Source organism: Alkalibacterium sp. MB6 (genome assembly GCF_009935905.1).
Taxonomy (GTDB): Bacteria; Bacillota; Bacilli; order Lactobacillales; family Carnobacteriaceae_A; genus Alkalibacterium.
On sequence record NZ_PREX01000016.1, the window covers coordinates 44,084 to 58,483 of the forward strand.

At 37.7% G+C, this 14,400-nt stretch carries 15 protein-coding genes and 1 riboswitch; of the genes, 13 read left to right on the plus strand and 2 right to left on the minus strand.

What is annotated here, in order from left to right:
* Positions 1-35 precede the first annotated feature (35 nt).
* Both C3945_RS07485 and C3945_RS07490 read right to left on the minus strand, forming a co-directional pair.
* Positions 36-1,013, minus strand: coding sequence for an aspartate-semialdehyde dehydrogenase (locus C3945_RS07485; RefSeq protein ID WP_161879077.1), 978 nt, complete (start codon positions 1,011-1,013; stop codon positions 36-38).
* Between the two features lie 39 nt (positions 1,014-1,052).
* A complete protein-coding gene (locus tag C3945_RS07490) occupies positions 1,053-2,258 on the minus strand; it encodes an aspartate kinase (protein WP_161879078.1) in 1,206 nt (401 codons plus the stop codon).
* A 128-nt stretch (positions 2,259-2,386) separates the two neighbouring features.
* Positions 2,387-2,565, minus strand: a riboswitch (Lysine riboswitch).
* 180 nt (positions 2,566-2,745) lie between these two features.
* On the opposite strand from C3945_RS07490, the gene C3945_RS07495 reads away from it, so the two are divergent.
* The 13 genes from C3945_RS07495 (at position 2,746) to C3945_RS07555 (ending at position 13,876) form a co-directional block, all read left to right on the plus strand.
* A complete protein-coding gene (locus C3945_RS07495; protein WP_161879079.1) occupies positions 2,746-3,516 on the plus strand; it encodes a DeoR/GlpR family DNA-binding transcription regulator in 771 nt (256 codons plus the stop codon).
* Positions 3,494-4,417 (plus strand): 1-phosphofructokinase, encoded by a 924-nt coding sequence (pfkB, locus tag C3945_RS07500; protein WP_161879080.1) that lies wholly within the window; start codon positions 3,494-3,496, stop codon positions 4,415-4,417. The genes C3945_RS07495 and pfkB overlap by 23 nt, the downstream gene beginning before the upstream one ends.
* Position 4,418: 1 nt before the next feature.
* Entirely contained in the window at positions 4,419-6,314 is a 1,896-nt protein-coding gene (locus C3945_RS07505; protein ID WP_161879081.1) for a PTS fructose transporter subunit IIABC, read from the plus strand.
* Positions 6,315-6,471: 157 nt separating this feature from the next.
* A complete protein-coding gene (locus C3945_RS07510) occupies positions 6,472-6,666 on the plus strand; it encodes a hypothetical protein (RefSeq protein ID WP_161879082.1) in 195 nt (64 codons plus the stop codon).
* Positions 6,659-7,345, plus strand: a complete 687-nt coding sequence (locus tag C3945_RS07515; protein ID WP_161879083.1) for a hypothetical protein — start codon at positions 6,659-6,661, stop codon at positions 7,343-7,345. The genes C3945_RS07510 and C3945_RS07515 overlap by 8 nt, the downstream gene beginning before the upstream one ends.
* Before the next feature lie 29 nt (positions 7,346-7,374).
* Positions 7,375-8,835: a phosphate:AMP phosphotransferase gene (locus C3945_RS07520; RefSeq protein ID WP_161879084.1), complete on the plus strand. Its 1,461-nt coding sequence runs from the start codon at positions 7,375-7,377 to the stop codon at positions 8,833-8,835.
* A 151-nt stretch (positions 8,836-8,986) separates the two neighbouring features.
* Positions 8,987-9,544, plus strand: coding sequence for an RNA 2',3'-cyclic phosphodiesterase (gene thpR / locus C3945_RS07525; protein ID WP_161879085.1), 558 nt, complete (start codon positions 8,987-8,989; stop codon positions 9,542-9,544).
* A gap of 36 nt (positions 9,545-9,580) precedes the next feature.
* Positions 9,581-9,904, plus strand: a complete 324-nt coding sequence (locus tag C3945_RS07530) for a hypothetical protein (RefSeq protein WP_161879086.1) — start codon at positions 9,581-9,583, stop codon at positions 9,902-9,904.
* 9 nt (positions 9,905-9,913) lie between these two features.
* Positions 9,914-10,129, plus strand: a complete 216-nt coding sequence (locus C3945_RS07535; RefSeq protein ID WP_161879087.1) for a hypothetical protein — start codon at positions 9,914-9,916, stop codon at positions 10,127-10,129.
* Positions 10,130-10,165: 36 nt separating this feature from the next.
* Positions 10,166-10,621 (plus strand): DUF1801 domain-containing protein, encoded by a 456-nt coding sequence (locus tag C3945_RS07540; RefSeq protein ID WP_161879088.1) that lies wholly within the window; start codon positions 10,166-10,168, stop codon positions 10,619-10,621.
* Positions 10,622-11,820: 1,199 nt separating this feature from the next.
* Positions 11,821-12,072 carry an AbrB/MazE/SpoVT family DNA-binding domain-containing protein gene (locus tag C3945_RS07545; RefSeq protein ID WP_202623316.1) on the plus strand — a complete coding sequence of 84 codons (252 nt, stop codon included), beginning with the start codon at positions 11,821-11,823 and terminating at the stop codon, positions 12,070-12,072.
* Complete coding sequence (locus C3945_RS07550) at positions 12,069-12,473, plus strand: type II toxin-antitoxin system death-on-curing family toxin (RefSeq protein WP_161879089.1); 405 nt, start codon at positions 12,069-12,071, stop codon at positions 12,471-12,473. The genes C3945_RS07545 and C3945_RS07550 overlap by 4 nt, the downstream gene beginning before the upstream one ends.
* A gap of 173 nt (positions 12,474-12,646) precedes the next feature.
* Positions 12,647-13,876 (plus strand): hypothetical protein, encoded by a 1,230-nt coding sequence (locus C3945_RS07555; RefSeq protein WP_161879090.1) that lies wholly within the window; start codon positions 12,647-12,649, stop codon positions 13,874-13,876.
* Positions 13,877-14,400 lie beyond the last annotated feature (524 nt).

The following is a 14,400-nucleotide window of genomic DNA, read 5'->3' on the forward strand; positions in this document are numbered from 1 at the left end:
TCCTTTCGTATTAGCGTCCAGTTTACTTTTTAATTTTACTCTTTAATTAATGATTGTAAAATTTGTACAGCATTTAAAGCCGCACCTTTTAAAATATTGTCACTAACGGACCACAAGTGGTATGTGTTTTTCAGACTTGCATCTTTTCTAATGCGCCCAACAAAAATCTCTTCTTTTTGTGCGGCATCCAAAGGAGTAGGATAAATCTCTTGAGCAGGATCATCCATCAATACGATAGAAGGGAAGTCTTTTAAGACTTGTTTAAACTCTTCCACAGACGGTTCACTTGCTAACGTCACGTTAATGGCAACGGCATGGGCGTGAGGAACAGGTACACGAACACATGTTGCTGTCACGTCCAAATCGCTCTGGTTAAGAATTTTTTGGGTTTCTTTAATCATTTTGACTTCTTCTTTAGTATACCCGTCTTCAGTAAAGTCATCAATTTGGGGAATCAAGTTATGGTGAATGGGTTTATTATAATTCGTTGGCGCTTCCCCTCGTGATCCTTTATCTAAATCTTCAATGCCTTTCCAGCCTGAACCAGAAACGGACTGGTAAGTGGTGTAAGCCACACGTTTCAAGCCAAAGGCATCTTGCAAAGCTTTCAAAGGCACGACAGACTGAATGGTTGAGCAGTTCGGGTTAGCGATGATGCGTCTGTTTAAGCTGGGTTTGTTTACTTCAGGGACGATTAAGTCGATGCTGTCGTCCATTCTCCATGCACTTGAATTATCAATAACGACGGTGCCCGCTTGTTCGAATAAAGGGGCATAGTGAAGACTTGTATTCCCACCAGCTGACATGATGACGTAATCGAAGCCACCGTTTACTTTTTCTTCTGTTAATTCTTCAATCACATAGGTTTCACCTTTAAATTCAACCTCTTTTCCTGCTGAACGTGCAGATGAAAACAAGGTCAGAGAAGAGAAGGGGACGTTTTTCTTTTCAATTAACTGGAGCACGGTTTGCCCAACAAGGCCTGTTGCTCCAACGACTGCTAATGTTGTCAAGCTTGATTCATTCCTTTCGAATTCTGTTTTTTTGTCGGCTTAGAGATTAAAGGCTTCGCATAATAAGCGTGTCGCTTTTTCTCCATTTTCGCCATCCACTACATAAGACACACTGATTTCAGATGTTGTGACTTGGTAGAAGGTGATGTCGTTTTCAAGTAATGTTCTAAATATTTTAGATGCCACACCGGTCATGTCTCTCATGCCTGCACCAATAACGGATACTTTATGGTAAGACGTTTCGACTTTGACATAAAGGTCTTGGTAAGTGTCTTTCAAGGAATCAAACAACTGGTTTAACTCCATCCCATCAGAATCTTTAAACGTGAAAGACAACTGCAAGCCATCTTGTTCATTTTGTATATGAGAAATCATGTCGATATTAATTTCCGCTTCTTCCAGACGCTTGAATAAGTCTTCTAAGAAGCCCTTTTGATTTCCAGGGTAAGTGATGGTGGCGTGGTCCATATCTTTATCCAAAGCCACACCCGTTACTGCTTTTCTTTCTAACATTTGATCATTTGGCACAATCCATGTTCCTTTCTCGTTCGATAATGTTTTCCCTAAATAAAGGGGCGTGTGGTGATTAATAGCCAATTCAATACTTCGTGTTTCTAGCACTCCTGCACCCAATGCGGACATTTCAATCATTTCTTCAAATGTAATTTTGTCCCAACGCTTGGCTTCGGGGAATATGCGAGGGTCTGTGCTATAAATGCCAGATACATCAGTATAAATCTCACACGGGCAGCTTAAAGCAGACGCAATAGCTACTGCAGTTGTATCTGAACCGCCTCGACCAAGAGTGGTGAGTTCGCCGGCTTTGTTGAAGCCTTGGAAACCAGCAACAATAATGACACTGTTTTCTTCAAACAATGCTTCCAATAAATCTGTCTTTATAGAAGAAATTTTACTTTTAAGGTGTCTGCCGATTGTTTCAATACCTGCTTGGTAGCCAGTTAACGGCTTAGCTTTTACACCAATATCATTTAATGCCATTGATAAAAAAGAGATGGTTTGCTGCTCACCAGTTGTTAATAACATGGCAATATCTGTGTCATTAGGCGTGTCGGTTACTTGTTTAGCTGCTTCTAACAAGTGATCAGTTGTTTTCCCCATGGCAGAGACAACAATGACGAGTTGCTCATCAGCTTCGGTTCTTTCTTTTAAATAGCGTGATATATCTTTAATTTTGTCAAAATCGGCAACACTTGATCCACCGAATTTTAATACACTTCTTTTCATAGGGTTTCCTTGGGTCTCCTTTACGCATCTGTAGTGACTGCTTCTTTATTAGATTACCATAAAAAAATGGGTAAATAAAAAACAAGCCGGGAATGTCCGACTTGTTCGCAAAAAAGCATCATTTGGCTACAAGTGGAAGCACTCCGAATAGCAAAAGCTAAGCGGCAGTCTGCATATTCTTCATATGCAGCCCAACAGTTCAGTGTCTGTAACACTAAACCATTTCGGCAAATTTCCCTTTCCTTATTCCAGTCTTACAGGACTATATAGAATAAGTACTGATGATTTTTGCGCCTCATCCAATCTTAAATTTTATTTACATTACCCATAATACTATCAGACTTTATAGCCTTTGTAAAAGGGAAATGTGTATTCTTTTTAATTTTCTTAGGATGAAGTCGTGAAGTGATTTTTTTGACTTCTTTTGGTTACAACTGATTGATTTTGATTGTTTTGAGTGGTAAACTATGAAAGAGGAGTTGAGAAAGTGCTTACAGATGAACGGCGTGCGTATATCATAACCAAATTAAGTCATGTTCATACGGTTACAGTCCAAGAACTGGTCGAAGAATTAGGACATTCCGAGTCGACAATTAGACGTGACTTAACACAATTAGAAGTGGAGAATCAGCTTGTTCGTATTCATGGCGGTGCCAAACGCTTAAGAAAAACGGTCACTGAAGACTCCATGGAAGAAAAATCAATCAAAAACAGTCAAGAAAAGCAACGGATTGCAAAATATGCAGCTACTTTAGTTGAGAATAAAGAGTTAATCTATTTGGATGCAGGCACAACGACATATGAAATGATTCCATTTTTACAAGGTAAAGACATTACTGTTGTCACGAATGGGGTGCCTCATGCTGTCTCTTTATCCGAACATGCTATTTCGACTATCTTAGTCGGCGGGGTGATTAAACAACATACCAAAGCGATCATTGGCTCCATCGCAGAAAACCAACTTGAGCGGTTTCATTTTTCAAAAGTTTTTCTAGGAATGAATGGCGTGGATGCCACCTATGGATTAACGACAACAGATATAGAAGAAGCATCAGTAAAAGCCAAAGCAATTAGTCAGGCAAACAAGTCTTACGTCTTAGCTGATCGATCTAAACTTAAAGAAGTGAGCTTCATTAAGGTCGCCGACATAGATGACTGTATTCTTATTACAGAGTCATTAAGTAAAGAAACAGAAGAAATCAGAGAAATCACACGAGTTTTGGAGGTATCGACACATGATTTACACAGTCACACTTAACCCATCCATTGATTATGTCATTTATCCAGAACAAGACATTATACCTGGTAAGATTAATCGATTTGAAACATCTCACTTATTTCCTGGCGGGAAAGGGATTAACGTCTCTAGAATCCTACACGAATTAAGTATTCCTTCAACTGCAACGGGTTTTGCAGGAGGCTTTACCGGTCAATTCATAACGGATGCCTTGAGTAAAGAAGGGATCTTAACCGACTTTGTTAGCGTCCCTGACCATACCCGTATTAATGTAAAGGTTAAAGGCCAAATGGAGACGGAACTTAACGGAGCGGGATCATTTATTTCAGAAGAAGACGCCGAGCTCTTTTTAAATCGCTTTGACGATTTAGGTTCAACCGACATTGTTATTTTGTCAGGAAGTAAAGCGCGCAACTTGCCAGAAGACTATTACCAACAGATAATCACTCGATTGAAAACCAAAGGAGTCCCTTTTGTCATCGATACAACCGGGGCGGAACTAATAGATGCCCTGTCTAGTAAACCTTTAGTCGTTAAGCCAAACAAAGAAGAATTGGAAGAGTTGTACCATGTTACTTTAGATAAAACAGACGATTTAATCACTTACGGGAAAAAACTACTTTCAGAAGGTGCCCAACACGTATTGATATCAATGGCAGGCGATGGCGCGCTGCTTCTGACAGATGAAGGGGTATATAAAGGAACGGTCCCTAAAGGTGAAGTGAAAAACTCTGTGGGGGCAGGAGACTCGATGGTTGCTGGTTTTGTCGGCCAGTATTCATTGACAGAGAGTCCCTTAGACGCCTTCAAAATGGGTCTGGCTTGTGGGAGTGCCACTGCTTTTTCAGAAGATCTGGCTAATAAAGAAACCATTGACCGGGTAGCTAAGACGGTCACTATTGAGAAATTGGAGGGAAAGTAAGATGAAAATAAATGATTTATTGCGCAAAGACTTAATGATTATGGATTTACAGGCAACGGATAAGGAAGCAGTCATCGATGAAATGATTAGTCAGCTATACAAACATGATGTCATTAATGATGTCTCGACCTTTAAAGAAGGCATTATGAACCGAGAAGCCCAAACGTCAACGGGTCTAGGCAATGGTATTGCCATGCCTCACTCTAAAAATAAAGCAGTTGTTAAACCAGCTGTTTTATTTGCCAAATCAACTAGTGGTGTGGACTATGATGCCCTAGACGGTCAATCAGTAGAATTATTCTTTATGATAGCTGCCCCTGAAGGTGGCAATAACCTTCATTTAGAAGTGCTTGCCTCACTTTCTCGTAAACTCATTGATGATGAAGTTATTGAGTCTCTTAAACAGTCAAGTACTCCAGAACAAGTACAAGCTCTATTTGAAGAAAGTGAAGAAGAAACGGAAGTCACTGCTGCTCAAGCGGAGGCCGGTTCAAAAGACAAGAAATTTGTCATTGCGGTGACTGCTTGTCCGACTGGTATCGCTCATACCTATATGGCCGAAGACGCATTGAAGAAAAAAGCAGCCGAAATGGGTGTAGAGATTCGTGTAGAAACAAACGGGACTGACGGTGCGAAAAACGTTCTAACCAAAGAAGAAATAGAACGAGCAGACGGCGTCATTATTGCTGCAGATAAAAAAGTAGACATCGCCCGCTTTAACGGGAAACCTGTTTTACAAAGACCTGTATCTGCCGGTATCAATAAAGCAGAAGAACTAATTACAAAAGCATCAACGGGTCAGGCTCCTATTCTTCATGCAGAGGCATCAAACGAATCATCCTCAGACGAGGGGAACGAGTCAGCTTGGCAAGGTATCTACAAAGATTTAATGAACGGTGTCTCTCATATGTTACCATTCGTTGTGGGTGGAGGGATATTATTAGCCATATCCTTCTTATTCGAAGCACAGCTCGGCCCTGACAGTACGCTATTCACGTCCTTTAACACCATTGGTGGCTCAGCTTTTGAGTTCTTAATTCCTATATTAGCTGGGTATATTGCGTATAGTATTGCAGACCGACCTGGACTCCTTCCTGGTATGGCTGGTGGATTAATTGCAGTGAACAGTGATGCTGGGTTCTTAGGTGGATTAGTAGCCGGTTTCTTAGCAGGTTACGTCATGAACTTAATTAAAAAAGCATTGAAAAACTTCCCTAAAAGCTTGGAAGGTCTAAAAGCCATTCTACTCTATCCTGTACTCGGCTTATTATTGGTCGGCTTACTCATGTTCTTCTTGGTTGGTCCATTCTTTGCGGTTATTAATAACGGCATGATCAACTTCTTAGAGAATTTAGGAACAGGAAATGCTGTTTTACTAGGTGCTGTTCTTGGAGGCATGATGGCCGTCGATATGGGTGGACCAGTTAACAAAGCCGCTTATGCCTTCTCCATCGGCATTTTCGGAGACACGGGCGATGGTAGTTTAATGGCCGCTGTTATGGTCGGAGGCATGATTCCGCCACTGGCTATTGCTATTTCAACACTCGTCTTTAAAAACAAATACACGCACATTGAACGTCAATCTGGTTTAACTAACTTTGTTCTTGGCGCGTCATTTATCACCGAAGGAGCCATTCCTTTTGCAGCAGCTGATCCATTAAGAGTCATTGGGTCGTCTATATTAGGTGCAGCTATTGGTGGAGGATTGACGCAGTTATGGAACGTCTCTATTCCTGCCCCTCATGGTGGACTATTCGTTATCGGTATCGGTGAGAACCCATTATGGTTCATCGCTGCTTTACTCATCGGCTCTTTCATCACAGCGATTATTTTAGGGCTATGGAAACCTAAAGCAAGTCAAGCCGATGCAAACGTCAAAACTGAAGATTTAATATAATCACCATCCCTTAATTTAAATGGAGCTATCGTAAAGGTTCACGTATCCTTTCGCGATAGCTCTTTTTTATATTTGAGAATGTAAGGGTTATGAATAGTAAATTAGTTGTAATTAGTTAAAATAATAGACAGATAGTAAAGAAGAAGGTGGTGAAAAAATGAAAATAGGAATGATAGCACTATTGAGTTTGTTTGTGCTGACAGCTTGTAACACAGGTAATTCAGAAGACGGGGAAAGTTCTGCAGTCGATCCAGTGAATCAAGGAGAAGAAACTGTCGCAGACCCTCAGAGTGATGATACGGATAAACCAGAAACAGATGGTTCCGAAGAAGAGACTACTGAACTTGTCTAGTGACCATATCTTTTCCAGTTTAATCGATGAAACCACCTTTATTAACGAAGAAGGGCTTAAAGCATGGGATGATTACCAATTTGTGTTAAGTCAGACAACCATTGGAGATTACATTATAGAGACAGATTCAAGTGGATCGATCATGGAAGAAGTGGATGCGGTGTTTCAATTAATAGAGGACCGAGAGAATGTCATCAGAGAAGAAATAGACATTACCAATAATGAGAAGTTGATTTTATACCGTTACACAGTGGATGAAACTAGCGAATATAGTGATGTTGCTGACTTTTTAGTTGAGTTAACCTATTACTACATTGATGATCAGTTGATGTTCTCCTCTATCACTCCAGGTTTTTATACGGTTGATTTAACTAATATCCCTTCAATTGATGAGTTAGTCATGTATACAGATATTGCAGAAGTAGAGGCACTCAACTCTAAACTATACACGGTATCAGAAATGACAATTGATGGGGAACCCATGACACAGACGATGGTCCCAGCCATGGGAGTTGATGAAGAGGGTAACGAGATGATGACTGCTTTTTATTTTATGACTAGAGAGGATGAGATTGTACTCTACGGGTATTTGCCATTTGAGCAGGCCGGGCGTGATTTCCCGTCATATTCAATCATTGTTTTCCAACAAACCTTAAGTAGCTACAAAGGGAATGAGTAAACGGTAAACTGAAAGGAGACGATACAAGGATGCTACCTAAAAAACAAGCAAAAAGAGAAAAGGTTTCAAATGATTTATCTAATCAAAAGAGATCCGATATGGGAGAGCAACTGGCTGCACTGCACAGGGAATTGATGGAAACAGACAAAAGTATGCTCATTATAGTAGATGGGTGGGAATCTTCGGGAAAAGGTTACTTGTTAAAAGACTTAACTCGTGAACTAGATCCAAAACATTATGAAGTGAGTCTCTTTGAAGAATCAAGTAAAGACGAAAGCCAGCACCCGTATTTATATCGTTTTATCACCAAAAGTCCCAAAAAAGGAGAAATCGTCTTTTTTGATCGGAGTTTCTATTACGATTTGTTTAATGATCCGTCATTAAACGATGAAACCTTACAGCACTATATAGAAGATATCAGTTTTATTGAAGAAGCGATTAGTCATGATGATACCTTGGTCCTCAAGTTGTTCTTACATCAAACGAAGCAGGAAATGAAAGAAAACATTAACGATTTGGAAAATGACGATTATAGACATGTACGTTTAGATGAGAAAGACTACCATCAATTGAAGCATTACGATGATTATTATAAACATTTTCAAAAGATACTAAAGCAAACCAATTTCGAACGGTCACCCTGGCACGTTTTATATCTCAAGGGGAAGAAAAACACATCGAGAAAAGCCTTGCAGTTGTGTATGGACGAATTAAAGAATCATCTTTCAACAGACCTCACTCGTTCAGAAACTGAATTAGCTGGAAAGAGTGAAACACCTTTAGACCAAGTCGATTTGTCACTCTCAATAAGTGATAAGGCTTATGACAAAGAGTTAGAGGACTTGCAGAAAAAAGCAGGGGACTTGCTCTACCAAGTTTATATAGAAGAAAAAGCTGTGATTGTGGTTTATGAAGGAACAGATGCGGCTGGAAAAGGCGGTAATATTCAACGTCTTACCCGCTACATGGATCCAAGAGGCTATGACGTCTCCACAACGGCAGCACCAACTAAAGAAGAACAGTCCAGGCATTATTTATGGCGGTTCTACAGAGACTTCCCGACGCTAGGACGAATGACTGTCTTTGACCGAAGTTGGTATGGACGCGTTCTTGTTGAACGCATTGAGGAATTAACGCCAGCATACAGATGGAAAGAAGCTTATGGTGAAATAAATCAAATGGAGCATAACTTAGACCATCAAGGCTATTTAGTGCTTAAGTATCTCATTATCATAGATAAAGAAGAACAGTTAGAACGCTTTGAAGCCCGGGCGGATGATCCGATGAAAGAGCATAAATTGACCGATGAAGATTGGCGAAATCACGAACAATTTGATGCTTATAAAGAGGCAATGACTGATATGATTAACCAAACGTCAACTGACCATACACCTTGGAAGATTGTAAGTGGGACAAGTAAAAAATATGCTCGTATTGAGGTATTAAAAGACTTTATTAATCGTGTGACGAATTATTTAGATAAGGCATGAGTGTGAACCAATACGGCCAAGCATCAAGTGGATGCTGGCCGTATTGGCCTGTTCATAAGAAAAATGAATCTAGTATGTTTAATCGTATTCATGTAAACTAGTGAGTGTAAAGCTAGATAATAAATCAATTATCTTTTAAAGGATGACTAATATGAGGTTATTTATAGCACTAGAGTTGGATGAGACGGTTAAAGACCAGCTGGACCATATTTCAAATGAGGTAAAACAGTTTACCAGCAAGGGTCGTTTTACCAATAAAGAGAATCTTCATCTGACAATACGGTTCCTTGGTGAAGTTAAAGCGGATTCGGTGGATGAATTGATTAAAGCAATTGATTGTACTGCAAATCAAGTCCAACCGTTTGCCTTATATTTAGATTCTATAGGTAGTTTTTTAAAGAAACAGAAACATGTCATATCGGTTGGTGTCAGTGGGCAAACGGATAAACTGGCCGACCTCTATAAGGCATTGGAAACTCAATTAGAAGGTATTGGGTACCAAAAAGAAGCGCGCCCATTTAATCCTCACATCACATTAGGCAGACAGGTTCAATTAAATGGAACCGTTAAAGACTTACAGTCTGAAGTAACTGTGAGTCGGACACCCATTCATGTGAACCAGCTGTCACTAATGGAAAGCACAAGGGTAGAGGGGAAGTTGGTTTATCGACCGATTTATCAGACACTTTTTAAAGGATTAAAAAGATAGTGATTATAAATATTACATTGAAAGAAGGGATGTCAAATGTATTGGCTTAATCTAATAAGTATTCTTTTGGGGTTGATTGCTCTTGCTTTGCCCAGTTACTTTCTCATAAAGAAGAAGGTTACTCACCGATATTGTCATTTGGCTGTTTTCTTCAGCATGGCTTGGACAGTGTTTTCTGTGTTTCTTCAAGCGTTTTATACTAGACAGTTGGTCCAATTGACTGACTGGTCAGCTTTACTGGATACTCAAGGAGTTGTTGTACTTATATCCGGGGTGCTAATCCTTCTTATTCTTTTTGTAAATGGCTTAGTGCTATTTAATTATCACCGTACGGTATTAGTGAACGATTCGTTATCATAGGAGGTCAACATGACCATGATTAGGAACATTATTGAACAACGCTGGGGAATGATTCTCTTTGTCTTACTCCTTATGTTATTAGGGCTTTTTTTAATCGTAACAGGCATTAAAGTGGTTAAAAATAACCGATTATCTGGACTACTTAATATTATTATAGGATTTTTGTTTACTGCAGCAATGATTTATATACTATTGTTTCTCATGTTTTTAGGAGTCAATTGGTAATAGGGAATGAGCTGAGTGTATAAAGGAGAGAATAAAATGAATAATCAAGCAGACAGTATAACGGATTATATTGCTAACTTACCTAAAGACAGAAAAGAACCTATGATTAAGTTGAGACAGTTGTTTAAAACACATTTACCAAAAGGATTTGAAGAAACCTTTTCAAACGGTATGATTCATTTTGTTATTCCCCATACTGTTTACCCAGGGGGCTATCATGTCAATCCAGATCAACCGTTGCCATTGATCAGTTTAGCATCTCAGAAAAACTATATCGCTCTTTACCATATGGGTTTGTATGCATTTCCGGATATACTTGATTGGTTTACTGAAGAGTACAGAAAAAGAGTACCATCTAAGTTAGACATGGGTAAATCATGCATTCGAATGAAAAAAATGGATCATATACCATATGATTTGATTGCAGAACTCTGTCAAAATATCACACCGGAAGACTATATTGAGCAATATGAACTCGCTCGACAAAAGTAAATATAAAAATAGGAGCAGGAAATTCTATTATATAAGTTGTTCATTCAACGATTAAAGAAACACGGGACGAAGATACTGAGTTTGCATTAATGTGTATCTGAAAGATTGAAGTATATTAAATAACCTATAAGTCAAAATAAACAGTCATGCTAATAAAGATGGCTGTTTATTTTGACTTCAAGTAAATCTAAAATAGATCTTAACAGAAGTTCATACAAATCTGTATAGGAACCCAAATAATGATTTAAATTGAAATCAATTGAAATGATATCAGAAGTAAATGAGCGGGAGTTGAAAATCAATTGGTTTTTAGAGAAGAGACCCTTATTCTCATATTATCTACTTGGTATAATATATATTATGTAAACCTTATTAAGAAAAAAGCAGTCTCAAATCAAGACTCACTCAAAATTCATTAAATCCCCTATTTTTTCATTAATTATGTATTTAATTGTTGCTGCATGAATTAATCCTGAATTTATTCTAATATCGGAAATAAATTCAAGTTGCTGACTGTCTGAGGACGATTCTAACGCGCGTTCAGATTATGAGTCGATACATTGTAGCTAAATCTGTTTAAGATTAATGTCTATTGATTGTTCCGCAGTAATCACCAACTAAAAAATCTGTACTGTATGCCATCATATATTAAACTAAATTGTCGTTTTAAATGGTGTGAAATGTTTCATTGATTTGCACATCATTTTCATTTATTCATTTTAATGTTTTTGTTGTTAGAAAACTTCATGTCGAAAATTATTTTAATTGCTTAAACATTATGCTAACCATATGTGATCAATTAATTGCCGCATATCACATATCATGATTTGTTGAGGATCAAATGTATTGTATTAGACAAACTAAACACGATATCCTCAGTCAACTCATCAAACATTACAAGTGATATGTATTAACAAAAACCATTTGACTCATGTATCAACTATCTATAACATTAACTAAAGGCTCGTTGAATTGTCATATAAGATACGTATAGTAAACTAAAACGGATACTATCAGCTTATTAACCCGTGAAACAGGTTAATAAATCAAACCTGAGTATGCCCTTTCCTCTCCTCTTCCCCTCTCCTACTCTATTTTATCCAGTACGTTTTACCAATTAATACAATTGTTTAATCGCTTTATAATTTTTCAGTTTTACTGTATAATGTGTATACACTAACTGCTGGGAGGTATTTAATATGTCTAATACATTAGGTAAAAAAATGGAAAGAAAAATTCGTAAAGTCGGAAACAGCCTATCTGTTACGTTACCTAAAGAGGTATTAGAATTTGCTGATTTAAAAGAAGGCGATACTGTCGAGTTTTCTGATAAAAATGGTAAGTTAGTAATTGAAAAGAAAAACTCAATTGTCACACCAGAATTTATGGACTTGATTGAAAATGTCTACCAAGAACAAAAAGAAGTCTTTGACAAGTTGATTGAGCGATGACTAGAACATTAACAGACAAAGAACTCATAGCTATGAACGTCTATTTAATTAAGTCAGGTTCACCTGCTGAACCAATTGGCGTCAAAGAACCTACCGCACTCAATATGTGCGTAGAGTCAGTCAACCAATCGGTATATGGAAAAGAACTGTACCCTACTCTTGAAGAAAAAGCCGCTATTCTATATATTAACTTAATCCAGAAACATTGTTTTCATAATGGAAATAAGCGAACTGCTCATATGGCGTTGACTATTTTTCTCAAACTAAATGGTAGGAAATGGATAATGGATGTTGATCCATCAGTTGAACTCGCAGTATCCGTTGCAACATGGGATGGGAACTTCGATACATTGAAGTCTTGCATAACAAAAACCATCATAGACAACACTCAAGCTCTTTAAATCAAACTCCCTTTTGACATATTATCAGTCAGAAGGGAGTTTTTATGTTTCATTATTGATATATCTGAGTGAATAGTTGTTGAGTTATTATTTGATTAAGCCTCTTAATAACTAGTCATACGTTGTTATATCAGCTATAATTCAGTAAAGTACCCGAGTTGGAGATGATTGTGATGAGAAAATCCACTTTACATAAGATACCAAGTGAACGCTTGTTAAAGGAGTCAATTGGTGCTTATTCAGAAGCTAATCAATTTCCCTATGACCGATTAAAAAAAGTTCCTTTATGGAAGAAATTACTGAATGAAAAAAGACTGGAAAAACTAATTAATAAGCTAATGAATGAGTTAGAGCCCTATCTACCTGAACTTAAAGAATCCTCTCAGTCTAGCATAAATAATAAAGTGAAAACGATTCTTGTTGAAGCCTTAGAGCAGATAGACAATAAGCGGCTGTTGTTTGATCGCCCCTTCCTCACCTATTTTTTGTCTCAAGGCTATATGGATGCTGCTGAAGCCTTTATAAAGCGAGCGAACGAGGAAGAGTCACTTCTTTCCAACGAAGAAGTCTTCCAGGCACTACGTAATATTTGGATTATGAATAGTTTACAGCTTCTCTGGAGATATCCTCTTACCCTAACGTCTCCCATGTACGCTTATAGTATGCTTTACCCTTATACAGATAACCTCTTAGATAACCCAGAAATCAGCTTAAATGATAAAGAGGCATTTAACGGACGGTTGAAAGCTACCTTAAATGGATCAAATGTTGAACCATTTAATGATACCGAAGCCCGTATTTTTGAGTTGGTCAACTTAATCCATACCGACTACCCTTTAGACACTTTTCCAGAAGTCTGTGAAAGCATTCGTCTCATTCAACAAGCTCAAATTGATAGCATGGACCAGCACAGTCCCCTCCCCTTAGTCAGAGAGCAGCTATTAAGAATCAGCTTTTTTAAAGGTGGAACGTCTGTATTAGCCGATGCTTACCTAATCAATGGCGAACTATCCTATGACGAGATGCTCTTCTCCTTCCAATATGGCGCTTTTTTACAGTTGCTGGACGACCTTCAAGATAAACAGGAAGATGAACGCGAATCGAATCAAACACTCTTTTCAATTTTGAAGCCCGGTGAAACAGCAGATACAGAAATACGCCGTTTAATGTCTTATATCTACTCAGTTAATACACCAAACCATTCGGACAGCGCAGATGCGTCCTTGTTAAAAGAAGTCATCAGTCAGTGTACCCTAGTCATGATTATGGAAGCTGTTGGCAAACAACCTACTATTGTTTCAGCCTCTTTTTATAAAGAGTTAGAATCGTATTCAAAAGTTAGGTTGTCTTTTTACAAGCAGTTAAATGACAAAATAAAAGAACAGTTCGATTCATTAAAATAGAGTAGCTAGCGTTTTCTACTCACTTTCTAAATAACACTAAAACAGCTTATTGACTAAGAATAAGCTGTTTTTGCTGTATCTTTTTCAAAAGAAATTATATTTGGGTTTAATATACTTATCGATATATCTTGATTTTCTGCTTTATTATTCCGTTATATTAAATAGATAATAACAGCCCTCTAAGTCCTTTAATAAGTCAATGAATTGAGAATGAGATAAAATACCAGATGCGCAAAGTTCTTCAATTGCAGGCATTATATCTTGGATTTGAAATTTAATATATTCTAGTTCATAGGATTGTATCTTAATATTAAAGTTTGAAAAATTGCTAATACTATCTGCTGTGTTATATAACTTTTTTAATCTATAATTCAATTGAGTCAGTGATTCATTATAGCCTAATTTATTTTTAAAATTATAATCAATTATTGAATCAACAAGTTTGTTGTGACTGCTAAACTATATGTAGCAGTTTCTGCTAGATAAGAATATGCACTTTTATCCTATAACCTCGTTTAATTTGA